21 protein-coding genes are annotated in these 25,118 nt (G+C 66.8%); 8 read left to right on the top strand and 13 right to left on the bottom strand.

Features of this window, described 5'->3' with window-relative positions; all coding sequences use genetic code 11:
* Positions 1-64 precede the first annotated feature (64 nt).
* The 5 genes from LE197_RS24370 to LE197_RS24390 form a co-directional block, all read right to left on the bottom strand.
* Positions 65-781 carry an ABC transporter ATP-binding protein gene (locus LE197_RS24370; RefSeq protein ID WP_003095563.1) on the bottom strand — a complete coding sequence of 239 codons (717 nt, stop codon included), beginning with the start codon at positions 779-781 and terminating at the stop codon, positions 65-67.
* Positions 778-1,650, bottom strand: coding sequence for an ATP-binding cassette domain-containing protein (locus LE197_RS24375; protein ID WP_003095566.1), 873 nt, complete (start codon positions 1,648-1,650; stop codon positions 778-780). Before LE197_RS24375 ends, LE197_RS24370 begins: the two co-directional genes overlap by 4 nt.
* Positions 1,647-2,924, bottom strand: coding sequence for a high-affinity branched-chain amino acid ABC transporter permease LivM (gene livM / locus LE197_RS24380; protein ID WP_003161297.1), 1,278 nt, complete (start codon positions 2,922-2,924; stop codon positions 1,647-1,649). Before livM ends, LE197_RS24375 begins: the two co-directional genes overlap by 4 nt.
* A 10-nt stretch (positions 2,925-2,934) precedes the next feature.
* Positions 2,935-3,849 carry an ABC transporter permease subunit gene (locus tag LE197_RS24385; protein WP_003095571.1) on the bottom strand — a complete coding sequence of 305 codons (915 nt, stop codon included), beginning with the start codon at positions 3,847-3,849 and terminating at the stop codon, positions 2,935-2,937.
* A gap of 234 nt (positions 3,850-4,083) precedes the next feature.
* Entirely contained in the window at positions 4,084-5,208 is a 1,125-nt protein-coding gene (locus tag LE197_RS24390; RefSeq protein ID WP_003116179.1) for a branched-chain amino acid ABC transporter substrate-binding protein, read from the bottom strand.
* Positions 5,209-5,827: 619 nt separating this feature from the next.
* Between LE197_RS24390 and LE197_RS24395 the strand changes: the two genes are divergently transcribed.
* On the top strand, positions 5,828-6,766 hold the full coding sequence (locus LE197_RS24395) for a LysR substrate-binding domain-containing protein (RefSeq protein WP_003095575.1): 939 nt from the start codon (positions 5,828-5,830) through the stop codon (positions 6,764-6,766).
* A 56-nt stretch (positions 6,767-6,822) separates the two neighbouring features.
* Positions 6,823-8,448 carry a methyl-accepting chemotaxis protein gene (locus LE197_RS24400; protein WP_016264110.1) on the top strand — a complete coding sequence of 542 codons (1,626 nt, stop codon included), beginning with the start codon at positions 6,823-6,825 and terminating at the stop codon, positions 8,446-8,448.
* 46 nt (positions 8,449-8,494) lie between these two features.
* Here LE197_RS24400 and LE197_RS24405 read toward each other — a convergent pair whose 3' ends face one another.
* The gene (locus LE197_RS24405; RefSeq protein WP_003095579.1) at positions 8,495-9,190 is read right to left on the bottom strand and encodes an NUDIX domain-containing protein; all 696 of its coding nucleotides are present in this window, start codon (positions 9,188-9,190) and stop codon (positions 8,495-8,497) included.
* A 14-nt stretch (positions 9,191-9,204) separates the two neighbouring features.
* On the bottom strand, positions 9,205-9,807 hold the full coding sequence (locus LE197_RS24410) for an adenylyltransferase/cytidyltransferase family protein (RefSeq protein WP_016264109.1): 603 nt from the start codon (positions 9,805-9,807) through the stop codon (positions 9,205-9,207).
* Between the two features lie 109 nt (positions 9,808-9,916).
* Between LE197_RS24410 and LE197_RS24415 the strand changes: the two genes are divergently transcribed.
* From LE197_RS24415 to choE, 4 genes are all read left to right on the top strand, one after another.
* Positions 9,917-10,576: a nicotinamidase gene (locus LE197_RS24415; RefSeq protein WP_003095584.1), complete on the top strand. Its 660-nt coding sequence runs from the start codon at positions 9,917-9,919 to the stop codon at positions 10,574-10,576.
* Between the two features lie 2 nt (positions 10,577-10,578).
* The gene (gene pncB / locus LE197_RS24420; protein WP_016264108.1) at positions 10,579-11,778 is read left to right on the top strand and encodes a nicotinate phosphoribosyltransferase; all 1,200 of its coding nucleotides are present in this window, start codon (positions 10,579-10,581) and stop codon (positions 11,776-11,778) included.
* A gap of 28 nt (positions 11,779-11,806) precedes the next feature.
* Complete coding sequence (gene nadE, locus LE197_RS24425) at positions 11,807-12,634, top strand: ammonia-dependent NAD(+) synthetase (RefSeq protein ID WP_003099998.1); 828 nt, start codon at positions 11,807-11,809, stop codon at positions 12,632-12,634.
* A gap of 133 nt (positions 12,635-12,767) precedes the next feature.
* On the top strand, positions 12,768-13,691 hold the full coding sequence (gene choE, locus LE197_RS24430) for a cholinesterase ChoE (protein WP_016264107.1): 924 nt from the start codon (positions 12,768-12,770) through the stop codon (positions 13,689-13,691).
* Between the two features lie 68 nt (positions 13,692-13,759).
* On the opposite strand, the gene azu is transcribed toward choE, so the two are convergent.
* Positions 13,760-14,206: an azurin gene (gene azu / locus LE197_RS24435; protein WP_003095591.1), complete on the bottom strand. Its 447-nt coding sequence runs from the start codon at positions 14,204-14,206 to the stop codon at positions 13,760-13,762.
* 275 nt (positions 14,207-14,481) lie between these two features.
* Here azu and LE197_RS24440 point away from each other — a divergent pair, with 275 nt between their 5' ends.
* Positions 14,482-15,069 (top strand): TIGR00730 family Rossman fold protein, encoded by a 588-nt coding sequence (locus LE197_RS24440; protein WP_003109460.1) that lies wholly within the window; start codon positions 14,482-14,484, stop codon positions 15,067-15,069.
* A 12-nt stretch (positions 15,070-15,081) separates the two neighbouring features.
* Here LE197_RS24440 and LE197_RS24445 read toward each other — a convergent pair whose 3' ends face one another.
* The 5 genes from LE197_RS24445 to LE197_RS24465 all read right to left on the bottom strand — a co-directional run bounded on the left by LE197_RS24445 (position 15,082) and on the right by LE197_RS24465 (position 23,004).
* A complete protein-coding gene (locus LE197_RS24445) occupies positions 15,082-15,777 on the bottom strand; it encodes a peptidoglycan DD-metalloendopeptidase family protein (RefSeq protein WP_003112288.1) in 696 nt (231 codons plus the stop codon).
* A gap of 186 nt (positions 15,778-15,963) precedes the next feature.
* Complete coding sequence (locus tag LE197_RS24450; protein WP_003095599.1) at positions 15,964-16,815, bottom strand: mechanosensitive ion channel family protein; 852 nt, start codon at positions 16,813-16,815, stop codon at positions 15,964-15,966.
* Positions 16,816-17,065: 250 nt separating this feature from the next.
* Positions 17,066-18,001, bottom strand: a complete 936-nt coding sequence (locus LE197_RS24455) for a transglutaminase family protein (RefSeq protein ID WP_003100003.1) — start codon at positions 17,999-18,001, stop codon at positions 17,066-17,068.
* Positions 18,001-20,499 carry a circularly permuted type 2 ATP-grasp protein gene (locus LE197_RS24460; RefSeq protein ID WP_016264106.1) on the bottom strand — a complete coding sequence of 833 codons (2,499 nt, stop codon included), beginning with the start codon at positions 20,497-20,499 and terminating at the stop codon, positions 18,001-18,003. Before LE197_RS24460 ends, LE197_RS24455 begins: the two co-directional genes overlap by 1 nt.
* A gap of 261 nt (positions 20,500-20,760) precedes the next feature.
* Positions 20,761-23,004 (bottom strand): YgiQ family radical SAM protein, encoded by a 2,244-nt coding sequence (locus LE197_RS24465; protein WP_003135540.1) that lies wholly within the window; start codon positions 23,002-23,004, stop codon positions 20,761-20,763.
* A gap of 211 nt (positions 23,005-23,215) precedes the next feature.
* On the opposite strand from LE197_RS24465, the gene LE197_RS24470 reads away from it, so the two are divergent.
* Positions 23,216-25,117: a diguanylate cyclase gene (locus LE197_RS24470; protein ID WP_003100009.1), complete on the top strand. Its 1,902-nt coding sequence runs from the start codon at positions 23,216-23,218 to the stop codon at positions 25,115-25,117.
* The last annotated feature ends 1 nt before the right edge of the window (position 25,118 follow it).

Consider the following 25,118-nt stretch of genomic DNA (forward strand, 5'->3'; position numbering starts at 1 on the left):
AGTTTCCTCCGTGGCTCCAGGGCAGCGCCCGCCCCGGCGGCCAGGCAGCCGGGGCGGGGCGGGCTCAATGTCCGCCGAGATAGGCGTTGCGCACCTCCTGGTTGCCGAGCAGTTCTTCGCCGCTGCCGCTCATGCGGATTTCCCCGGTGACCATCACGTAGGCGCGGTCGGAGAGCTTCAGCGCATGGTTGGCGTTCTGCTCGACGAGGAAGATGGTCATGCCGCTCCTGGCCAGCTCGCGCAGGGTCTGGAAGATCTGCTTGACCACGATCGGCGCCAGGCCCAGGGAGGGCTCGTCGAGCAACAGCAACTTCGGCCGGCTCATCAGCGCGCGGGCGATGGCGAGCATCTGCTGCTCGCCGCCGGACATGGTCATGGCGCGCTGGTTGCGCCGCTCCTTCAGGCGCGGGAACAGCTCGAACATGCGCTGCATGTCCTCCTCGGCGTGGTCCATGCCGATGGGAATGGTACCCATCAGCAGGTTTTCCTCGACGCTCATGTCGGGGAACACCCGGCGTCCTTCCGGCGACTGCGCGATGCCGTTGGACGCCACGTAGTGCGCCGACTTCTGGCGGATGTCCTGGCCGCGATAGAGGATCTGCCCGGCCGCCGCACGCGGCTGGCCGAAGATCGACATCAACAGCGTCGACTTGCCCGCGCCGTTGGCGCCGATCAGGCTCACCGTCTCGCCCTCGTTGACCTGCAGCGAGACCTTCTTCAGCGCCTGGATCGGCCCGTAGAACACGTCCACCTCACGGAATTCCAGCAACGCCGCGCTCATGACAGCTCCTCTTCGTCGGCACCGAGATAGGCGGCGATCACCTTCTCGTCATGGCGGATCTGTTCGGGGTTGCCACGGGCGATCACGTCGCCGTGGTCGAGCACGATGATGTGGTCGGAGATGTTCATCACCATGCCCATGTCATGCTCGATCAGCAGTACGGTGATCCCGTGGTGGTCGCGCAGGTAGCGGACGATGTTGCTCAGGGCGTGGGTCTCGGCCGGGTTGAGGCCGGCGGCCGGTTCGTCCAGGCAGATGAGTTCCGGCCGCGTGCACATGGCCCGGGCGATCTCCAGGCGCCGCTGCTGGCCGTAGGACATCTCGCCGGCCAGGCGGTTGGCGCAGTCCACCAGGTCGACCACCTCCAGCCAGTAGAACGCGTGGTCCAGCGCCTCGCTCTCGGCGCGGCGATAGCCGGGAGTGTTGAGGATGCCGGCGAGCAGGTTGCGGTTGACGAACATGTGCTGCGCCACCAGCAGGTTCTCCACCACCGACATGTCCTTGAACAGGCGGATGTTCTGGAAGGTCCGCGCCAGCCCGGCGCGGTTCACCAGGTGGGTGCCGCCGAACATCTTGTAGTAGAGGCGACTGCCCAGTTGCGGCGGCTTGACGAAGTCGTCCAGCTGGAACGGCTCGCCGAGCACCTGGATGACGTCCGTGGTGCGCCCCTGGGTGTTGAGCAGGATGTTGCCGCCGGTGGCCTTGTAGAAGCCGGTGAGACAGTTGAACACGGTGGTCTTGCCGGCGCCGTTGGGGCCGATCAGCGCGGTGATCGAACCGCGCTCGACGTCGAGGTTGACGTCGTTGAGCGCCTTGATGCCGCCGAAGTGCATCATCAGGTGCTCGACGCTGAGGATCTTGTCGCTCATGGCGCCACCCCCTTGCGCGGGGCGAAGCCCACCCGGCTGATGCGGATCAGCCCGCGCGGCCGCCAGATCATCATCACCACCATGAGTATCCCGAGCAGCAGCACGCGGATGTCGGCGAAGCTGCGCAGCAGCTCCGGCGCCACGGTGAGGACGAAGGCGGCGATCACCACCCCGACCGTCGAGCCCATGCCGCCGAGCACGACGATGGCGAGGATCAGCGCCGACTCGAAGAAGTTGAACGAGGACGGGTTGACGAAGCCCTGGTAGCTGGCGAAGAACACCCCGGCCAGTCCCGCGGTGGAGGCGCCGAGCATGAACGCCGAGAGTTTCACCAGCACATGGTTGAGGCCCATCGCGCGACAGGCGATCTCGTCCTCGCGCAGCGCCTCCCAGGCGCGCCCGACCGGCATCCGGGTCAGCCGGTGCTTGATGTAGAGCACCAGCAGCACGACCAGGAACAGCACCACGTAGATGAACAGGAACTTCATGTTGGGGTTGTAGGCGATGCCGAGGAACTCGTGGATCGGCACCCCGCCATCCTTGGCCCGGCGGCCGAACTCCAGGCCGAGGAAGGTCGGCGCCGGCGCCGGCATGCCGTTCGGCCCGCCGGTGAAGGACAGCCAGTTGTTCAGTACCAGGCGGATGATCTCGCCGAAGCCCAGGGTGACGATCGCCAGGTAGTCGCCATGCATGCGCAACACCGGGAAGCCGAGGATCGCGCCGGCCACCGCGGCGGTCAGCGCGGCCAGCGGCAGGACGGTCCAGAAGCCCAGGCCGAGGTACTGGTAGCCCAGCGCCAGGCCATAGGCGCCAATGGCGTAGAAGGCCACGTAGCCGAGGTCGAGCAGCCCGGCGAGGCCGACCACGATGTTCAGGCCCAGGCCCAGCAGCACGTAGATCAGGCCGAGGATGACCACCGCCAGCAGGTACTTGCTGGCGAAGAACGGGAAGATCACCGCGGCCACCAGGATCAGCGGCACGATCCAGCGCAAGCGGGTCTTGTAGCCCGGCGGCAGGACGTGGACGCCGCTGCCAGCCCCCTCGAAGCGCTCCAGCACGGCGCGCCCGCCGCGGGTCTGCAGGTAGAGGCTGAGCAGGAAGCGCCCGGCCATCACGATCGCGATGATCCAGCCGACCCGCTCGTAATGCAGGTTGAAGCCGTAGCCGTCGAGGACCACGCCGACGATGGGGCCGAACACCACCAGGGCGATCAACCCGGAGAGCACGGCATCGACGACGCACTGCTTGAGATCGATGGAAGTCTCGTTGCTCATCGTCGTCCCCTTACACCTTGGCGATCTGCGGGCGGCCGAGCAGGCCCTGGGGACGGAAGATCAGGATCAGTACCAGCAACGAGAAGGCGAACACGTCCTTGTAGTCGGTGTTGACCATCCCTGAGAACTGCGCCTCGGCCACTCCCAGCACCAGGCCGCCGAGCATCGCCCCGGGCAGCGAGCCGATGCCGCCGAGCACCGCCGCGGTGAACGCCTTGATGCCGATGATGAAGCCGGCGTAGAAGTCGAAGGTGCCGTAGTTCATGGTGATCAGCACCCCGGCCAGGGCGGCCATCGCCGCGCCGATGACGAACACGTAGGAGATCACCCGGTCGGTGTTGATCCCCAGGATCGAAGCCATCTTGCGGTCCTGCTGGGTCGCCCGGCACATGCGCCCGAGCTTGGTGTAGCGGATCACGTAGGTCAGCACCGCCATGCCGATCAGCGAAGCGATCAGGATGAACAGCTTGGTGTAGGTGAGCTGGACGAAACCGTCGCCGACGTGGAATTTCAGGGCGCCGTCGAGCAGGGTCGGGATCCCCTGCTGGCGCGGTCCCTGCGCCACCTGCACGTAGTTCTGCAGGATCAGCGACATGCCGATCGCCGAGATCAGCGGCGCCAGGCGCGTGGAGTTGCGCAGCGGCTTGTAGGCGATGCGCTCGATCACCCAGCCGTAGGTGCAGGTCACCAGCACGGTGAACAGCAAGGTGCCGAGGATCAGCAGCGGGAAGTTCTGCAGGCCGAAGAAGGCCAGCAGGGCAAGGGCGATGGCCGACAGGTAGGCGGAGATCATGTACACCTCGCCGTGGGCGAAGTTGATCATGCCGATGATGCCGTAGACCATGGTGTAGCCGATGGCGATGAGGCCGTAGACCGAGCCAAGGGTCAGCCCGTTGATCATTTGCTGGAGGAAGATGCCGTCCATTTTTCAGTCTCTTCAGGGCGAATCGCGACGGCCTTTGTAAGGCGCGCCGGCGCTCGCCGGTGAAAGCGGACGGGTGCTACTGAAACGGCCCCGGATCGCGGGACTCCAGACCGACCACACGCAGACGTCTTCGGTGAATCCGCACTACGGCGGCAAGCACGGGCGAGCACTTCAGCAGCTCCCGGACTTACCCATGCGCCGGGCCTGTGCCCGGCGCATGGCGGTCGAGCGCGATCAGGGCAACTGGTGGTACTTGCCCTTGTCGTCCCACTCGTAGACCACGTAGTCGGAGACTTTCAGGTCGCCCTTCTTGTCCCATTCCTTCTTGCCCATCACGGTCTGCACCGGATGCGACTTCAGCCACTCGGCGGCCTTGGCCGGATCGTTGGCGCCGGCGCCGTTGAAGGCCGCCGCCAGGGACTGGATCGAGGCGTAGGAGTAGAGGGTGTAGCCTTCCGGCTCGAAACCGCCGGCACGGAACTTCTCCACCACCGCCTTGCCGTCGGGGATCAGCCGCGGGTCGGCGCCGAAGGTCATCAGCACGCCCTTGACGTACTGCGGACCGCCGGCGGTGGTCGCCAGTTCGTCGGTGACCACGCCGTCGTCGGACATGAACTTGGCGGTCAGTCCCTGTTCGCGCATCTGCCGTACCAGCGGACCGGCTTCCGGATGCAGGCCGCCGAAGTAGACGACCTCGGCACCGGAGGCGCGGATCTTGGTGACCAGCGCGTTGAAGTCCTTCTCGCCGCGGGTCAGGCCCTCGTAGAGAACCTCTTTCACGCCGAGCTTGTTCAGTTGCGCCCTGGTGGCGTCCGCCAGGCCCTGGCCGTAGGTGTCCTTGTCATGGATCACCGCGACCTTCTTGGCCTTGAGCACGTTGACGATATAGTCGCCGGCGACCACGCCCTGCTGGTCGTCGCGGCCGCACATGCGGAACATCCCGGAGAGTCCGCGCTCGGTGACCTGCGGGTTGGTGGAACCGGGGGTGATGGCGATGATCCCGGCCTCGTCGTAGACCTCGGATGCGGGGATGGTCGAAGAAGAGCAGAAATGGCCGACCACGGCGATGGCCTTGTCCTGGTCCACCAGGCGGTTGGCCACGGCCACGGCCTGCTTCGGTTCGCAGGCGTCGTCGGCCTTGACCAGCTTGATCTTCTCGCCGTTGATCCCACCCGCCGCGTTGATGTCTTCCGCCGCCTGGGACGCGCCGCGCCAGTATTGCTCGCCGAAGGAGGCGTTGGCGCCGGTATGCGGTCCGGCCACGCCGATCACGACGTCGGCCAGCGCATGCGTGGAAAGACCCATCACGGATGAAACCGCGAGAGCCAGGATGCCTTTTCTGAACAGCTTCTTGGACATGGGGTGTTGCTCCTGAGGATGATGTTGGCGCTCGTAACTACGATGTTGTTGTTGTGTTTCGCTCAACAGGCAGAGCAAGCGGCGTGCCATTCGTTTTTTTCCTGAGTGGCCGGCCACAAGAACTTTAGCCCTCCTTTCCGTTTTTATCTTTGTTATTGGAAATCAGTCATTTAGGCATTTCTCCGAATCCCCTTCGGAGAGCTACAGCCCAGGCTTCACAAGGCCTGAACCGTTCCTAGGAATAACTCTACAACGATATTGAAGCGGTTAGAAACTGCACGTCACTGGTGCGTTCCACGCACTAATTGAGGTCCTCTTTTTCAATGAAAGTGCAGGACAGAGCGGTTTTTAAAATTAATATGAACATGAACTTCCCGGAATTCGGTACTTGGCGGAAAAAGTCGATTCGAATACGACATGAACATATCCGTTAGCGACGCCACGTTCGGCGCAAAACCCTGTGACGGATTCGTCATAAGCCAGCGAATGCTCTATCGCGAGACTTGCCGGCAGTAATAAGCGTCGCCCGGCACTCCGGCAAGCGAGCTTTCCTCCCTACGTCATTCCGTTTATTCATATAACGCGTTCCGCCCGCTCCACCCGCGCCAGGAAACCCGCCATGCTGAACAAACGCCGCCTGCCGTCGATGACCGCCCTGCAATGCTTCGAAGCGGTAGCCCGGCACCTGAGCTTCACCCGCGCCGCCGAAGAGTTGAGCCTGACCCAGAGCGCCATGAGCAAGCAGGTCGCGCAACTCGAGGAGCAACTGCAGCACGCCCTGTTCCGCCGGGTGCGCAAGCGCTTGCAACTGACCCCGGCCGGCGAGCTGTACCTGGCCGAGGTACGACGCATCCTGCAACAGGTAGAGCTGTCCACCCGCTTCCTGCTTTCCTACGGCGGCGAGACCGAAGTGCTGCGAGTGGCGACCCCGCCGACCTTCGGCGCGCGCTGGCTGATCCCGCAACTGAACGGCTGGCGCCACCGCCACCCCAACATCCACCTCGACCTGCGCCAGGAACTGGAACCGGACGACCTGCGCCAGGGCCATTGCGACCTGGCGTTCTTCTTCGGCCCCGGCACCCTGCCGGGCGCCGAGTGCATCCGCCTGTTCGGCGAACAACTGGTGGCGGTCTGCGCGCCATCCCTGCTGCCGGCCGGCGGACTGGACGAACCGACCCAACTGGCGGGGCTGGTGCTGCTGCAGAACGCCAGCCGCGCGGAGGCCTGGCACGACTGGTTCGCCAGCCTGGAGCGAAATTGCCAGGGTTGCTACCACGGTCCACGCTTCGACACCTTCTACATGTGCATCCGCGCCGCCCAGGCCGGTTGCGGGGTAGCCTTGCTACCGCGCTTCCTGGTCGAGGAGGAACTCGCCGAAGGCAAGCTGGCGATTGCCTGGCCGCACGCCCTGCCCAGCCAGGAGGCCTACTACCTGGCCTATCCCGAGCATGCCGCGGAAGTCCCCAAGGTGCGCCATTTCATCGAGTGGATGGTAGAGCGCCTGGAGCAGGAGCAACCCTCAGCGGGCCCCCGCCAGACGCGCCACGGCCCGGTTTGACGTTTCCGCTGCGCGGAACCATCTTTACTCTCACTCGGTTCACCTCGGAACGTCCCATGCTCACTGGCGTCACGGTTCGAATCCGCCTGCTGGTCCTGGCGCTGCTACCGCTGACGATGCTCGTCACGGTCATCGCGATGGCGCTGGCCAACGCCAGTCGGCTCGATGCCAGCTTCCAGGACCTTTTCAACAACCGGATGAAGCCCATCAGCCAGCTCAAGATCGTCGCCGACGCCGTTGCGGTCAGCGTGGTCGACGCCCTGCACAAGTACCGTGCGGGGGTCTTCGATGAAGAGCGCCTGCAGCAGGAGTTGAGTGGGGCGCTGTCGCGCATCGAGAAGTCGTGGGCCGACTATTCCGCAGACCACCGGACTGCCGCCGAGAAGGAAATCATCGAGTCGCTGGTCCCCACCCTGGAACGGGTCAAGCGGATGACCCTGGCATACGGCGAGCAGGCCAGGGCCGGAAGCCTGCGAAACGTCGAGGCCGGCACGTTCAATCGCGAGATGTATGGTGCGTTCGATCCGCTGGGAACCGCGCTGTCGACGCTGATCGACCTGCAGCTCAGTGAAGGCGCCAAGCTCAACGAGCAGATGGAGAAACGCTACGACTCCATGCGCACCACCTTCCTGCTCATCGGCGCCGCAGCCCTGGTCCTCATCGTCGCCGCGGCCTGGTTCATCAGCCTGTCGATCATGCGCCCGCTTTCCGATCTGCGCGGGGTGATCCGCCGCGTGCAGGACTCCTCGAATCTCACGCTCCGCGCCGATGCGCGCGGGCGCGACGAAGTGTCCGATACGGCGCGCGCCTTCAATATGATGCTGGAAAGCCAGCAGGCGCTGCTTCGGCATCTCGCCGAGACAGCCAGGAAGCTCACCATCACCTCGGACGAGATGAGTGCCATCAGCAACCAGGTCAGCCATGTCGCCACGTCCCAGGGCGACCAGACCGGCATGGTCGCCACGGCGGTACACCAGATGAGCATGGCGGTCCAGGACGTGGCGCGGAACGCCCAGGCCGCCGCGGCCAGCGCGGAATCGGCGAACAGCGAGGCGCACACCGGAACCGGACTCGTGCATGCGAACCTCGACGCCATCCAGGGCCTGTCGGTCATGGTCGGAGAGGCGGGAGCCGTCATCGACACGCTACGCAACAAGACCGAGGAAATCAGCACCGTTCTGGAAGTCATCCAGAACATCGCCCAGCAAACCAACCTGCTCGCCCTCAATGCCGCGATAGAAGCCGCACGGGCGGGCGAGGCCGGACGCGGGTTCGCGGTGGTCGCCGATGAAGTGCGCAGCCTGGCCACCAATACGCACAAGGCCACCGAAACCATCCGCGAGATGATCGAAGCCCTGCAGGCAGGCGCCAGCAGCGCGGTCAGCGTGATGCAGCAGTCACGCGAGCAGGCCCAGGTCAGCGTCCAGCGCGCCCACGAGGCGGGAAAGGCGCTCGGTCTCATCGCCCAGGCGGTCGAAGGTATCGCCCAGAGCAACGCGCAGATATCCACGGCGACGGAAGAACAGACCGCCACCGCGAGCGAGGTCAGCCAGAACATCGACTCGCTCAATGCCAGTATCGGCGAAGTCGCCGAGGGCGCGGTGAAGACCTCCACCTCCAGTGTCGAGCTGGCGAAACTGGCAAACGGACTGGAGCAGCAGATCCAGCGCTTCACCGTCTAGCAAGCGCGGCAGGGAGCGGCCTCACCGGCCCTGCCGCACCCGTTTGTCAGGACGCCAGCAGGCTGCGGTCGAAAACGAAGGCGCCGCCCGGCTTCGGGGTGAAATGCAGGACGTGTTGCGGGCGCCCCATGGGCGGACGCTGGCGTTCGCCGGTGTCCTCGACCCAGCCAGCCTCCTTCATCCGCTCCAGGCGCCCGCGCAGGCTGGAATGCTGGACTTCCTGGCCGATGGCGCACTCGAAGGCCTTCAGCGCCTCGGCCACGGTGAAGCGCGGCGCCAGCAGGAACAGCGGCAGGGCGCTGTACACCGACTTGCTCGCCAGGCGCTCGCAGGCCTGCTGTACCAGTTGGGCGTGGTCGAACGGCAGGGCGAAGCGCTCGCTGCGAACGTCGCGCAGCGGCACGAAGTCGAGGTCGTCGTCCTCCACCCGGGTGTCCGGACCGACCAGCACCAGGTAGAACACGCTCAGCGACCAGCCGCGCGGGTCGCGTACCGCGTTGCCGACCGTGGCCACCTGCTCGATGTAGGCCGGCTCCAGCCGCGCCTTGTCGCGCAGGGCGCGCACCGCCGCGTCGTCGAGGCTGTGGTCGGCGCTGCGGCCGTTGACCAGCACGCCGGGCAAGGCCCACTGGCCGGCGAAAGGCGCCTGGGCGCGGCGGATCAGCAACAGCTCCAGTCCGTGCCCGGGGTTCAGGCGCAACGCCACGATATCCACGCTGGCCAATACTTCCGCTGAACTCATCGTCACTCCTCTCTTCAGCCCGCCTGGCGTTCGCCGCCATAGCAGTGCAGTTCGTCCTTCACTTCCGACAGGCACCAGGCCTCCGGTACCGCCAGCCCTTCACGCAGGCGCTGGCGGATCATCGAGCTGTGCAGCGGCAGCCGCTCCTCCGCCACCAGCCGGCCGAAGCGCCAGCACAATTCGGCGGCGCGTTCGAAGCGCGGCAGCTCCGCCTCGTTGTCGGCGCCGATCAGCAGGGCGATCCGCGGTGACGCCAGGCCGCTACGCGCGGCCAGCGCTTCCAGCAGGTCGATGCTGTAGACCGCCGGACGATCAGGCATCAATCCTGCTTCGATCGGTTCGCAATACACCCGCCGCGGATCGATCCGCCGAGCCAGCCGCGCCAGCCAGCGGCAGCGCAGCTCGAAATCGCCCATGCGCTTGCCGAAGGCGTGGCGGTGGCTCGGCACCAGGGCGACCCGTTCGGCGCAAAGCAGCGCCCGGCGGATCACCGACTCATGGCCGGGGTGCGGCGGGTCGAACGCCCCACCGTAGACCGCGAGGGCGAAGTCGGGGGCGCGTCCGCCGCTCATCCCGGCAGGCAGTCGGCGAATCCGGGAACTTATTTCATCACGCATAGAAAATACCTTCCACTGCGAAATTTTGTAGTACAAGTGCTTGACGACTTATTTCACGTGATGAATTATGTACCCACATTCAGCCCCAACCCGTCAAGCGGAGGCTTCCATGAATCGCCCCAGCAAGATCGCCAGCTTCGATGTCGACGCCCAGAAAGGCTTCACCCCGCTGTGCCCGGACGAACTGCCGGTGCCCGGCGGCGACGCCATCGGCGCCGCCCTCAACCAACTGGCCAGCCGCGCCGCGCTGCGCCTGGGCAGCAAGGACGCGCACAGCCCGAAGGCTGCCTGGGTAGTGGAAAGCGCCGAGCAGATGCTGCGGCCGCTGGCCTATCCGGATGCCGACCTGACCTGGGTGAGCCACTGCGTACCGGGTACGCCGGGTTTCGAGCTGCTCGACGAACTGCCGCGGCCGATCGACTACGACTTCTTCGTCTGGAAGGGCGTGGAGCCGGACCTGCATCCCTACGGCGCCTGCTACCACGATCTGGCGGAACGCCGCAGCACCGGGGTCATCGAATACCTGAGGCAGAATGGCGTGAGCCATGTGCTGGTGGGTGGCCTGGCGCTGGACTACTGCGTGAAGAACACCGCCCTGCAACTGCGCCGCGCCGGTTTCGAGGTGCTGCTCTACCTGCCCGCCTGCCGGGCCATCGCCGAGGACACCGCGCAGCGGGCCTGCGACGAGATGCGCGACGCCGGGGTGATCCTCTGCGCCGACCTGGAACGACTGGATAGCGCCCTCGCCGGCGCCGACAAGGAGAAGTGAACATGGCCGAAAGCGTCTTTGCCGAGCGCATCGTGCAGAACCTGCTCGATACCGATTTCTACAAGCTGACCATGATGCAGGCGGTGCTGCACAACTACCCCAACGCCGAAGTGGAGTGGGAATTCCGCTGCCGCAACGGCGAGGACCTGCGTCCGTACCTGGCGGAGATCCGCTACCAGATCGAGCGCCTCGCCGAAGTCGAGGTAACCGCCGACCAGCTCGCCTTCCTCGAACGCATCCCGTTCATGAAGCCGGACTTCATCCGCTTCCTCAGCCTGTTCCGCTTCAACCTGCGCTACGTGCACACCGGCATCGAGGATGGCCAACTGGCAATCCGCCTGCGCGGCCCATGGCTGCACGTGATCCTCTTCGAGGTGCCGCTGCTGGCCATCGTCAGCGAGGTGCGCAACCGTTATCGCTACCGCGAGGTGGTCTTGGAACAGGTCGGCGAGCAGCTCTATCGCAAGCTCGACTGGCTCTCCGCCCAGGCCAGCAGCGAGGAACTCGCGGAATTCCAGGTCGCCGACTTCGGCACCCGCCGGCGCTTCTCCTACCGCACCCAGGAGGAAGTGGTGCATATCCTCAAGCGCGACTTCCCCGGGCGCTTCGTCGGCACCAGCAACGTGCACCTGGCCCGCGAGTACGACCTCAAGCCGATCGGCACCATGGCCCACGAATGGCTGATGGCCCACCAGCAACTCGGCCCGCGGCTGGTCGACAGCCAGCAAGCGGCGCTGGACTGCTGGGTCCGCGAGTACCGCGGACAGCTCGGCATAGCCCTGACCGACTGCATTACCATGGATGCCTTCCTCGACGACTTCGACCTGTACTTCGCCAAGCTCTTCGACGGCCTGCGCCACGATTCGGGCGACCCGCTGGCCTGGGCGGAGAAAGCCATCGCCCACTACCGCCGCCTGGGTATCGACCCGCTGAGCAAGACCCTGGTGTTCTCCGACGGGCTGGACATGCCCAAGGCGTTGCAGCTGTTCCGCGCGCTACGTGGCAAGATCAACGTCAGCTTCGGCATCGGCACCAACCTGACCTGCGACATCCCGGGGGTCGAGCCGATGAACATCGTCCTGAAGATGACGGCCTGCAACGGCCATCCGGTGGCGAAGATATCCGACGCCCCGGGCAAGACCCAATGCCGCGACGAGAACTTCGTCGCCTACCTCCGCCACGTCTTCAACGTGCCGGCCTAATCCTTTCGCACCTAACGGGAGCCCGAACATGCAACAGATCCAACGCGACATCGCCCAAGCCCTGCAGGTCCAGCCGCCGTTCCAGTCGGAGGCCGACGTGCAGGCGCAGATCGCCCGGCGCATCGCCTTCATCCAGCAGTGCCTGAAGGATTCCGGGCTGAAGACCCTGGTGCTGGGGATCAGCGGCGGCGTCGACTCGCTCACCGCCGGCCTGCTGGCCCAGCGCGCCGTCGAGCAACTGCGCGAGCAGACCGGCGACCAGGCCTACCGCTTCATCGCCGTGCGCCTGCCCTACCAGGTGCAGCAGGACGAGGCCGATGCCCAGGCCTCGCTGGCGACCATCCGCGCCGACGAAGAGCAGACCGTCAACATCGGTCCGTCGGTGAAAGCCCTGGCGGAACAGCTGGAGGCCCTGGAAGGACTCGAGCCGGCGAAGAGCGACTTCGTCATCGGCAATATCAAGGCGCGCATCCGCATGGTCGCCCAGTACGCCATCGCCGGCGCCCGCGGCGGCCTGGTGATCGGCACCGACCATGCCGCCGAGGCGGTCATGGGGTTCTTCACCAAGTTCGGCGACGGCGCCTGCGACCTGGCTCCGCTCAGCGGCCTGGCCAAGCATCAGGTGCGCGCCCTCGCCCGCGCCCTCGGCGCTCCGGAGAACCTGGTGGAGAAGATCCCCACCGCCGACCTCGAGGACCTGCGCCCCGGCCATCCGGACGAGGCTTCCCACGGCGTCACCTATGCCGAGATCGACGCCTTCCTGCACGGCCAGCCGCTGCGCGAGGAAGCTGCGCGGGTGATCGTCGACACCTACCACAAGACCCAGCACAAGCGCGAACTGCCGAAGGCGCCCTGAGCCTCCCGGTCCGTGCGGCAGGCCCGTCGTCGACGGGCCTTTGTCGCGGGCGGGAATGTGCCTGTCGCAACCAGGTCTTCAAGTCCGCGCGGCGGCGCGCTAGAAGGAAGCTGAATCCCTGCGAAGGCCAGCCATGCGCACCCGTCTCCCCGCCCTGCTCCTCGGTGTCCTGCTGGCCGGCCAGGCCTGCGGACACACGTCCCCGCTGCTCGCGCCGGTACGGCAGATCCACGCCTTCGGCGACAGCTATTCGGACAACGGCGAAAGCCAGCGACTGACCCGCGAGATGCTCGCCAAGGGCATCGCCGGCGCCCAGGCATTGCCCGGCGAAGTCTACTGGCAGGGCCGCTGGAGCAACGGCCCGACCGCCGTCGAGGTGCTCGCCCGCCAGCTCGGCGCACAACTGGCCGACCATGCGGTGGGCGGCGCCAAGAGCGGAGCGGACAACTACTACGGCTGGATGAGCGCCTACCGCCATACCGGCCTCGCCGGCCAGGTCGACGCCTACCTCGCCACGCTGGACGGCAAGCCGGCCGACGGCCAGGCGCTGCACTTCATCTTCGTCTCCGCCAACGATTTCTTCGAGCACGAGGATTTCGCCGGCGAGCAGCCCCTGGAACAACTGGCCGGCAGCAGCGTGGCGAACATCCGCGCCGCGGTGCAGCGTCTCGGAGAGGCCGGCGCACGACGCTTCCTGGTGGTCAGTTCGACCGACCTGAGCGTGGTCCCGGCGGTGGTCGCCGGTAACCGGGTCGAGCGGGCGCAGCGCTACCTGCAGGCAGTCAACGCCAGCCTGCCGATCCAGCTCGCCGCCCTGCGCAAGACCCGCGGCCTGGAGCTGAGCTGGTTCGACCATCTCACCTTCAGCCGCCACTTGCGGCGCAACCCGGCGCGCTATGGCCTGGTGGAGCTGGACGCGCCCTGCCAGCCGACCCAGCCCAGCGTCCGCCCGGCCTGCGCCAACCCGGACCAGTACTACTTCTGGGACGAGTGGCATCCGACCCGGCGCGTGCACCAACTGGCCGGCGAGGCGATGGCGGCACGCTACGCGCGCTGAGCCCGGCGCGCGCCCATGAAAAAGCCCGGCAGCGGCCGGGCTTTTTCATGCAGCGGATCGCTCGCGCATCACTTCAGGGTCAGGGTGCCCTTCATCAGCGCGGAGTGGCCCGGGAAGGTGCAGAAGAACATGTACTGCTCGCCTTCCTTCAGCTTGGAGACGTCGAAGGTCACCGAGTCCTTCTCGCCCGAGCCGATCAGCTTGGTGTGGGCGATGACGCGGCTGTCGTCGGGCTTCAGGTAATCCTTGTCCAGGCCGGAAGCCATGCCGTCGGTGACCACGCCCTGCATGTCGGCGGCGGTGCTCAGTACCCAGTTGTGGCCCATGACGTTCTTCGGCAGGTTGCCGGGGTGGGACAGGTTGACGGTGAACTGCTTGCAGCTCTTGTCGACGGTGATGGCATTGGTGTTGAACTGCATCTGGTCGTTACCCTGGATGTCCACCGAGCACTCGGCAGCCAGCAGCGGCGCACTGAGCAGGGACAGCAGGGATACCGCAGCGAGTTTACGTAGCATGGAGCAGCCTCCTAGGCAGGTTGGGCGATGAATCCTGAAAGAGCAGACTGCCCGATCGGGCACCGAGTTCCACTGATTCAGGTCAAACCCGAACCGGACGTGGCGGGGCATCGAGCGGGATCTGCCCGGCGTTTACTACGGGGAACTCCTGTTTTAGCACAGATGTGCCGCTTCGCGCCTGCGACGCAACGTCCGGCAATGCTTCGCACGGCTTGGTCGAAGCGCTCCCAGCCGCTACCCTGTGCGCCTTTTTCCACCCCCGACAGGAGTCGATCATGACCTTGCGTTCCGTCTGCGTATTCTGTGGCGCCAGCCCCGGCGCTTCCCCGGTCTACCAGGAAGCCGCCGTGGCCCTCGGCCGGCACCTGGCCGAGCGCGGCCTGACCCTGGTCTACGGTGGCGGCGCGGTCGGTCTGATGGGCACCGTGGCGGACGCCGCATTGGCCGCCGGCGGCGAAGTGATCGGGATCATCCCGCAGAGCCTGCAGGAGGCCGAGATCGGCCACAAGGGCCTGACCCGCCTGGAAGTGGTAGACGGCATGCACGCGCGCAAGGCACGCATGGCCGAACTGGCCGACGCCTTCATCGCCCTGCCTGGCGGGCTCGGCACCCTGGAAGAGCTGTTCGAGGTCTGGACCTGGGGCCAACTGGGCTACCACGCCAAGCCGCTGGGCCTGCTCGAAGTGAACGGTTTCTACGACCCGCTGCTGACTTTCCTCGACCACCTGGTCGACGAACGTTTCGTCCGCGCCGAACACCGCGGCATGCTGCAGCGCGGCGCCAGCCCGGAGGCGCTGCTCGATGCCCTCGCCGCCTGGACGCCGAGCGTGGCGCCGAAGTGGGTCGACCGCACCCCGCAGTGATCCGCTCCTCTCTCAGGACGGCGGCAGCAGGCTCAGCGGGTCGAGCGGCCGGCCGTTCTGGCGGATCTCGAAGTACAGCTGCACCCGGTCGGCATCCGAGGAACCGGCCTCGGCGATCTTCTGGCCCTTGCCGACCATCTGCCCCTCCTTCACCAGCAAGCGGCTGTTGTGCGCGTAGGTGCTGGTGTACGAGGTACCGTGCTGGATGATCACCAGGTTGCCGTAGCCACGCATGTTGTTCACCGCGAACACCACCTTGCCGGCCAGCGAGGCCTGCACCGGCTGGCCCAGGGTGCCGGCGATGCGGATGCCCTTGTTGAGCTTGTCGGAACTGGAGAAGCGGCGGATCACCGGCCCCTTCATCGGCCACTGCCAGCCGCGCAGGGTCACCGACGGCGGCGGAGGCGGCGGCTTGCGCGCACGGGTGTTAGACGAAGAGCGGCTACTGGCGACGTAGGTCGACTTGCGCCCGTCGAAGCGCACCACCTGGCCGACCTTGACCGCGTAGGGCGGGCGGATGCCGTTGGCGCGCGCCAGGTCCTTGTAGTTCCAGCCGTGCCGGGTGGCGATCGAATAGAGGGTGTCGCCGCGCTTGACGCGATACTCGCCGCGCACGACCTTCGGCACCGACGCCCCCGGGCCGGGAGCCTTGGAGCTGCACGCGGATACCGCCAGCAGGACGGCGATCAAGAGCAATCTGAAGAACACACGGAATCCTTTTCCCGATGAAACCCGGCCGGCTGCGGCGACGGTTGCAGGCCCGCACTATACCTTGTTCGCCGGGGTGCCCGTTGGACTCGCCGATGGCCCGTTTTCTCCGCGCGGCCCGCCACCCGGTCCGCGCACAAACGCCAACGCCCCGCAGGACGGGGCGTCGGTGCCGAGCGGGAAACGTCAGGCGCCGGCGGACTGCTGCACGATCACCGTCTGCGCCGGCATCGGTGCCGGGAAGTCGGCGCCGAGGGCGTCCTTGATCACCTTGTTGGTATCGAAATAGACCTGCCAGTAATGGTCGTTGTGGCAATACGGGCGCACCGCCAGCACCGGCCCGACCAGGTTGAACTCGAGGATCTCCACGTCCACCGGCGGCTCGCCGAGCACGTTGGGAATCGCCGCGACGCGCTGCTTGAGCAGGGCGATGGCCGCCTGGTAGTCGGCGGCACCGGAAAGCTGCGCCTTCAACTCGACCCGGCGGAACGGGTTGTGGGTGAAGTTCTGGATGTTGTCGCCGAATATCTTGTTGTTGCCGACCATGGTCAGCACGTTGTCCGGAGTGTTGATCGCCGTGGTGAACAGGCCGATCTCCTTGACCGTGCCGGTCACTCCGCCGGCGCAGATGAAGTCGCCGACCTTGAACGGCCGCAGGACGATGATGAAGCCGCCGGCCGCCAGGTTCGCCAGCAATCCCGACCAGGCCATGCCAATGGCCAGGCCGACCGCCGCGATCAGCGCCGCCAGGCTGGTGGTCTGGATGCCGAAGAAACCGAGGATGCCCACCACCAGCAGCACGTTCAGGGTCACCGTGATGAACGAGCCCACGTAGCGCAGCACGGTGGGATCGACCTTTTGCCGCTCGAGGGATTTCTGCACCATGCCGACGGCGAAGCCGATCAGCCAGCGGCCGATCACCCAGAAGGCGATGGCCGCGAGAATCTTGATGCCGAAGGCGAAGGCGTACTGGGACACCGTCGCCCAGAGCGCGTTGATCTTCTCGGTACCTACGTTGACGATCGTCGTGTCATCCATATCGCTCACCGTGCGCAAGGAAGGAGTCTGGCTCCGTACGAGAACCGCCCCTGGCACCGGAAAGGCAGGCTCCGGCCCTTGGCCCGACAACGTCCGTAGCGGATTCTGGAAAAGCTAGCACGGCGCCGCGAATTTGCCGGAGCACCGCTTCGTTGTCCCCAAACGGCGTGGGCGAGGCTGTGGACAACCTGGGTGAAAAGGTCCGGGAGTCCCGGGCGGCAGGGCCTCCGCGGGACCGATCACTTTTTGATCAGCCGGCTGTTTCCTGTAGCGGCAGCACCGTCACCCGCACCTCCGGGTCATGGCTACCGCCACCGAGGATCACCCCGCGCAACGGCGACACATCGGAAAAATCCCGCCCCCAGGCCAGGGTGATGTGCTCCAGGTCGGGCAACAGGTCGTTGGTCGGGTCGAAATCCACCCAGCCGTTCTCCGGGCAATACAGCGAGACCCAGGCATGCGAGGCGTCGGCACCGATCAGTCGCGCCTGTCCGGGCGGCGGGCGGGTCAGCAGGTAGCCGCTGACGTAGCGCGCCGCCAGTCCGCGCGCGCGCAGGCAGGCGAGCATCAGGTGGGCGAAGTCCTGGCAGACCCCGCGACGGCGCTCCAGCACTTCGTCCAGCGGCGTCGCCACCTGGGTGGCCTGCGCATCGAAGGCGAACTCGCGGAAGATCTTCTCCATCAGTGCCGCCGCCGCCACCAGCAACGGCCGTCCGGGCGGGAAGCAGTCGGCGGCGAACTCGGCGAATCGCCGCTGGATGCGCACATAGGGCGACTCGACGCGATAGCGGCAGGCTTCCAGCTCGGCGGCGGACAGCGCCCGCCCGGAAAATGCCAGCCCGGCGGCGACGGTTTCCCATGCCGGCGACGCGGTCAGTTGCGCCGGCGCATGGGCGAACACTTCGACCTGCAGTCGCGCGCTGACCCGCAGCGCCTCGTGGGGACGCTCGAAGGCCAGCCGGCTCAGCGGATTGCCGAATGCGTCGTGACCATCCTCGCGCCGGCTCGGCCCCGGCTCGATCAGCAGTGCCCGCTCATGACAGGCCTGCCAGGCGCATTCGCGCGGCCAGAGATGCGCCAGTTGCCGCGACAGCGAGACCGGCGTCGCATAGCGGTAATGGGTGTCGTGCAGCACCTGGTAGCGGGCGCCCTGGAGCGGAACGGAGCGAAGCGCGGGTGCGGACATCAGGTGGATACCGTTCTCTGGCTGACATCGTCGACATGGGCGAAATAGCGCAAGCCTAGCCGATCGGAGACCTGTCCGGCGCAGGCGGCGATGTCGCGCAGCAGTCGCGCCAGCCCGACGAGCACCTCATCGAGTCCTGCCGCGCCGAACAGCGGGCTTTCCAGGGCCGCCAGATCGAAGCTGCGCAGGCGTTCGCCCAGGGTCCTGAGTTCCCGCTCGCGTGGCGCGCCGAACTCCTCGTGCAGGCGCTCCAGCGAACGCTCCAGGGCCTGCAACTGGAAGCGCAGCGAGTGCGGGTTCTGCTCGTGCAACAGGAGCAGGTCGAGCACCGGGACCAGTTGCGGCGACGCCAGGTAGCGCGAGCGGTAGGTGATGCCGCTGTTACCCAGTTCCAGCAGCCATTCCAGCGCGCCGGCGTCCCAGGCGCTACCGCCGTCGAGGAAGGCGGCGATGCTCTCGGCGAAGAAGCGCACGCGCTCGATGCGCCGGCCGATCATCAGGAAACGCCAGCCGTCGTCGCGGGTCATGTCGTCGAGGGCGAAACCGGACAAGGCTGCCAGGGACATCACTAGCCGGTTGAGGAAGTCCAGCGCTTCGCCGAGGTCGGTGCGTGCCGGATCGAGCGCCTGCATGTCGCGTTGCAGCTCCAGCAAGGCCAGCCAGTTCTCCCCGGACAAGCGCCCGCGCACCTGCGCCGCCGCCCAGTGCAGGCGCCGCAGGTTGGCGCACAGGCTCGCCGGCCAGTGCTCGTCGAGCAACGCCCGCAACAGGCACCTTTCCAACGGCTCGCCATCCCCGGGCAGCAGGCCGATGCCGCCGGCCAGGGCCAGGGCGCTGCGCAGCGCCTCTTCGTCGCCATCGGCATCCACGTAGCGCGACAGCACCACCCGCAGCAGGCGCGCGTGGTCGTCGCAACGCTCGGCATAGCGGCCGTACCAGAACAGGTTTTCCACCACCCGCGACGGCAGGTAGGGATCCTCGCGGACCAGGTCGCGCACGCCGAGCCGGCGCGGCCGCCACGGCTCGCCGCCGACCGCACGCTCGGCCAGTACCCAGGTGTCCTTGCTCGCGCCGCCGCGTTGCATCGACACCACCTCGGCATCCGCCGCCGAGGCTACGCGGGTCAGACCGCCGGGCATCACCCAGTAGCGTCCGTCGGCGGCGGCGACGGCGAACACGCGCATGCCGATGGCCCGCGACTGCAGGCCGACGCCGGCCTCGCCGTCGCGCCAGACCGGCGCCTGGGACAACTGCGCCAGGCGTTGCGCCACGTAGGCCTGCGGGCGCTCGCGCAAGCGCTCGCCGAGGGATGCCAGGCCGGCACCGTCGAGGGCGTGGCCGAACAGCGGTTCGCAGCGCTGGCCGGGAAAGGCCGGCTTGATCACCAGGTCGGGCAGTGCCGCGAGTATCGCCTCGAGGGCCTGCGGCTCGCCGCACCAGCGGGTGTCGAGCGAGGGCAGCGCCAGCTCCTCGCCGAGCAGGCGGCGACAGGCCTGCGGCAGGAAGCCGAGCAGGCCGGGCGATTCCAGCACCCCGCTGCCCAACGCGTTGGCCACCAGTACGCGCCCCTGGCGTACCGCCTCGAGCAGGCCGGGAATGCCCAGCGCCGAGTCGGTACGCAATTCCAGCGGGTCGCAGAAGTCGTCATCGAGGCGCCGCAATACCGCGTGCACCCGTTTCAGGCCGCCGAGGGTCTTGAGATAGAGGGTGGCGTCGCGCACCGTCAGGTCGTGCCCCTCGACCAGCGGAAAACCGAGCTGGCGCGCCAGGTAGAGATGCTCGAAGTAGGTTTCGTTGAAACGTCCGGGAGTCAGCAGCACCACCAGCGGCGTCTCGCCGTCGCCGGCGGCCTGGCTGGCGAGGGTCTCCTGCAGGGTGCGGAAATACCCGGCGAGATGCTGCACGCGCAGGTCGCGATAGAGTTCCGGCAAGGCCCGCGAGACGATCTGCCGGTTCTCCAGCGCATAGCCCGCGCCGGACGGCGCCTGGGTGCGGTCGGCGAGGACCTGCCAGCATCCGTCGGCATCGCGCGCCAGGTCCACGGCATAGCTGTGCAGGAAGATCCCGCCGGGCGGTCGGATGCCGAGCGCCGGCCAGAGGAAGTTCGGATGGCCGAAGACCAGTTCGCTGGGCAGCAGCCCTTCGGCGAGCAGACGCTGCTCGCCGTACAGGTCGGCCAGCAGCGCGTTGAGCAGCCGAGCACGCTGTGCCACGCCGGCGGCGATCGGCTGCCACTCGGCGGCGGACAGCAGGTTCGGCAGAAGGTCCAGCGCCCAGGGGCGGTCGGTGCCCTTGGGATCGGCGTAGACGTTGTAGGTGACGCCGTTCTCCTGGATCTGCCGTTCCACCAGGGCCTGGCGCTGGCGCAGTTGCTCAGGGCTGCTGCGCTCCAGTTGGCGGAACAGCCGCTGCCAATGGGGACGCACGCCACCCTGGCGATCGAGCAGCTCATGGTAGGCCGTATCGGTGAACGGATAGTGGGCAAGCAGCTCGGGCATCGAAGGCTCGCGGGGCTGGGGTTGCGGTCACTGTAGCGGAGTCGGCGGCGCGACGCCGGAGCGAAGCGACGAGGCGTTGCCGGGTCCGCCACGACGGTTCTTCGTGAAGACCGGGATGCCCCGGAAGCGCAAGACTTGTGCCAGCGCCGTCAGGCCCGGGCGGCCAGGAGGTCGTGCCGCGGCAATGCACTGCGACGGTGCGCGACCGCAGGCAAGGTTGCAGCCGCGCACGCTTTGCGGGCGGCAGGGCCGCCCCGGCGATCAGCGCGGGATGTTCGGCTGGCGCGACTTCTTCTTGCCCTTGGCGAAGGCCGTCGCCTTGTTCTGCTGACCCTTGCTCCACGGCTTACCACCGTCGCTGGCGCGTGGCGGCAGGCCGGTATGCTGGGTCAGCAGCTTGCCGGCCTTCTTGCTGCCGGCCGGCGTCGAGTTCTTCCGCCGGGCGCTCTGGTATTCGCCGGTATCCGGCTGGTAGGTCGGGACCAGGTGGTGCTTGCCATTGCCGATCAGGTCGGCGCGCCCCATCCGCTCCAGCGCCTCGCGCAGCAGCGGCCAGCCTTTCGGGTCGTGGTAGCGCAGGAAGGCCTTGTGCAGGCGCCGCTGCTGGTCGCTCTTGACGATGGTCACGCCATCGCTCTTGTAGGTGACCTTGCGCAGCGGGTTCTTGCCCGAGTGATACATCGCGGTGGCGGTGGCCATCGGCGAGGGATAGAACGCCTGGACCTGGTCGGCGCGGAAGCCGTTGCGCTTGAGCCACAGGGCCAGGTTCATCATGTCTTCGTCGGTGGTCCCGGGGTGGGCGGCGATGAAGTACGGGATCAGGTACTGCTCCTTGCCGGCTTCCTTCGAGAACTTCTCGAACATCTGCTTGAAGCGGTCGTAGGTGCCGATCCCCGGCTTCATCATCTTGTCCAGCGGACCGCGCTCGGTGTGCTCCGGGGCGATCTTCAGGTAGCCGCCGACGTGGTGGGTCACCAGTTCCTTGACGTACTCGGGCGACTCGACGGCGAGGTCGTAGCGCAGGCCGGAGGCGATCAGGATCTTCTTCACCCCCGGCAGCGCCCGGGCCTTGCGGTACAGCTCGATCAGCGAGCTGTGGTCGGTATCGAGGTTCTCGCAGATGCCGGGGAACACGCAGGACGGCTTGCGGCAGTGCCGCTCGATGTCCGGGCTCTTGCAGGCGATGCGGTACATGTTCGCCGTCGGTCCGCCAAGGTCGGAGACCACGCCGGTGAAGCCGGGCACCTTGTCGCGCATCTCCTCGATCTCGCGGATGATCGAGTCGTGCGAGCGGTTCTGGATGATCCGTCCCTCATGTTCGGTGATCGAGCAGAAGGTGCAGCCGCCGAAGCAGCCACGCATGATGTTCACCGAGAAGCGGATCATCTCGTAGGCGGGAATCTTCGCCTTGCCGTAGGCCGGGTGCGGTACGCGGGCATAGGGCATGCCGAACACGTAGTCCATTTCCTCGGTGCTCATCGGAATGGGCGGCGGGTTGAACCAGACATCCACTTCGCCGTGCTTCTGCACCAGGGCACGGGCGTTGCCCGGGTTGGTCTCCAGGTGCAGCACGCGGTTGGCGTGGGCATAGAGCACCGGGTCGTTGCGCACCTTCTCGAAAGACGGCAGGCGGATCACGGTCTTCTCCCGGGTCAGCCTGGGGTTCGCCAGCAACTGCACGACCTTGGCTTCCTGCGGGTCCTCCTGCACGCCCTTTTCCTGCTCGATGGCGCAGGCGGCAGTGTCCTGGGTATTCACGTAGGGATTGATGATCTTGTCGATCTTGCCCGGCCGGTCGATCCGCGTGGAATCGATCTCGAACCAGCCCTCCGGGGTGTCGCGACGGACGAAGGCGGTGCCGCGCACGTCGGTGATCGCGCTCAGCGGTTCGCCCTGGGCCAGGCGCTGGGCGATTTCCACCACCGCACGCTCGGCGTTGCCGTAGAGCAGGATGTCGGCCGTGGCGTCCATCAGGATCGAGCGGCGGACCTTGTCCTGCCAGTAGTCGTAATGGGCGATGCGCCGCAACGAGGCCTCGATCCCGCCGAGGATCACCGGCACATGGCTGTAGGCCTCCTTGCAGCGCTGGCTATAGACCAGGCTGGCGCGGTCCGGGCGCTTGCCGGCCAGGCCGCCGGGGGTGTAGGCGTCGTCGGAACGGACCTTCTTGTCCGCGGTATAGCGGTTGATCATCGAGTCCATGTTGCCGGCCGCCACGCCGAAGAACAGGTTCGGCTCGCCGAGCTTCATGAAGTCGTCCTTCGACTGCCAGTCCGGCTGGGCGATGATGCCGACGCGGAACCCCTGGGCCTCCAGCAGGCGGCCGATGATGGCCATGCCGAAGGACGGGTGGTCGACGTAGGCATCGCCGGTGACGATGATGATGTCGCAGGAGTCCCAGCCGAGCTGATCCATCTCTTCCCTACTCATAGGCAGGAAGGGCGCCGGACCGAAACACTCGGCCCAGTACTTGGGATAGTCGAACAGCGGCTTGGCGGCTTGCATCACGGGCACCAGGGGGTATCTCTAGGAATGGGGGGTCGCGTAAACGCGGGCGCGGAATATAGCACAAAAAATGAGCAATTCCGACGTTTTCACTGGGTATTGCCTATCGTCGGCTGGCCTCGCAAACTGCCATCATTTCGCCACCTTCTTTCTATACTCCATCCATCGTCATCTCACCCGGCCTCCACCAGAGGCCCCCGGGAGATTCATCGTGCGCCATCCTCTTGCCCAGTTCGCGGTCGTCTTCCTGCTATTGGCCAGCGCCGCGTCGAACGCAGCGCCGGGGCTTCCTACGGGCCCGGCCAGCGGCGCCTGGTTGAACGGCTCGCTGGACCTGCTCGAAGACCCCGATGGCAACCTGGCGGTGGAGGACCTCGAACAAGCGGAGCAGGCCGGCCGCTTCGTCGCCGCCGCCGGCCGCACCAGCGTCGGCCTCAGCCGCAGCGCCTGGTGGCTGCGCCTCGACCTGCCGAGACGCGAGGCGGTATCCGGCGGCTGGTGGCTGGAAGTCGCCAGCGCCAGCCTGCACGACCTGCGCCTGTATCTCCCCGACGAGCGCGGCGGGTTCCGTGAACATCGCAGCGGCGAAGCGGTGCCCTTCGCCGAGGGCCGCGACCACGCCTACCGTCATCCGCTGTTCCGGATCCCTCCCGGCGATGGGCCGTTGCGCGTCTACCTGCGCAGCTACGATCCCGGCGGCAACGCCTTTCCGCTGAGGCTCTGGAGCCACGACGAACTGCTGGAATACCGCAGCCAGGGCAACCTGCTGTTCGGCATGGCCTACGGGCTGATCCTCGCCCTGCTGCTGTACAACCTGTTCCTCTTCACCAGCCTGCGCGATCGCGCCTATTTCTGGTACGTGCTGACCGCTGCCAGCGCGCTGGTGCTGACCCTGAGCATCAGCGGCCATGGTTTCGAGTATTTCTGGCCCGAGCGGGCGGTGCCCTGGTGGCTTGACCGCCTGGCGCTGCTGGCGATCTGGGGCATCTGCGTGATCCGCTTCAGCCAGAACCTGCTGCAAAGCCGGCAGCACGCACGCTGGGCCCATCACCTGCTGAACGCCTGTTGCCTGCTGTTCCTTGCCTGCCTGGCGTTCAACGCCGCCGGCTGGCGCTGGCAGGCGGCCGGCGTGCTGGCGCTGACCCTGCTGGCCAACCTGCCGATCGCCATCGGCCTGGCAGTGCAGCGCTGGCGCCAAGGTTCGGCCACGGCGCGCCTGTACCTGGTCGGCTTCGGCCTGGTGCTCGGCAGCGTCAGCCTTGGCGTGATGCGCGCCACCGCGCTGGTCCAGCCGACCTCGGCCAACGCCATGGTCTTCCCGCTGGCGCTGACCCTGGAGGCCCTGCTGTTCTCCCTGGCGCTCGCCTCGCGCATCCAGGATCTGAAGCAGGAAAGGGCCCTGGCCCTGGACCAGGCCGACCAGGAAAAGAACGCGCGCCTGGCCCTGCTGCACAGCGCCCAGCGCGACCTGGCACGCGCCGTGGAAGTCCGTACCAACGAGTTGAGCGAGGCCAATCGCCAGTTGCAGATGCGCGAAGCGCAACTGCAGTACGCCGCCCATCACGACCCGCTGACCGGGCTTGGCAACCGCAGGCACCTGATGGAGTTCGCCGAAAGCGCCCTGGACGACGCGCGCCGCCACGGCAACAGCATGGCGCTGCTGCTGATCGACCTGGATCACTTCAAGCCGATCAACGATACCCATGGCCACGATGCCGGCGACTTCGTCCTGCAGAACGTGGCCCAGCGGCTGCGCCATTGCGTGCGCACCGAGGATTGCGTGGCGCGCCTCGGCGGCGACGAATTCGCCGTGCTGGTCGGCGGGTCGAATGCCGAGCAGCATGCCCGCGACATCGCCGAACGCCTGCTGCGAGAACTGGCGAAACCGGTGGAGTTCGCCAAGCAGTGGCTGGTGATCACACCGAGCATCGGCGTCGCCCTGTTTCCCGGCGACGCCCTGCAGTTCGGCAAACTCTACAAGGCCGCCGACCAGGCGCTGTACCGGGTCAAGGGCGCCGGGCGCGCCGGCTATGCGATGGCTGCCGACGATGAACGCGAGACCGCGCCGGCGCTCCCCTGGCCGACCGCCCTGGCACCGGAGCGTATCTCCTGAA

Origin of the sequence: Pseudomonas sp. PS1(2021), from assembly GCF_020405165.1 — a bacterium.
Taxonomy (GTDB): Bacteria; Pseudomonadota; Gammaproteobacteria; order Pseudomonadales; family Pseudomonadaceae; genus Pseudomonas; species Pseudomonas aeruginosa.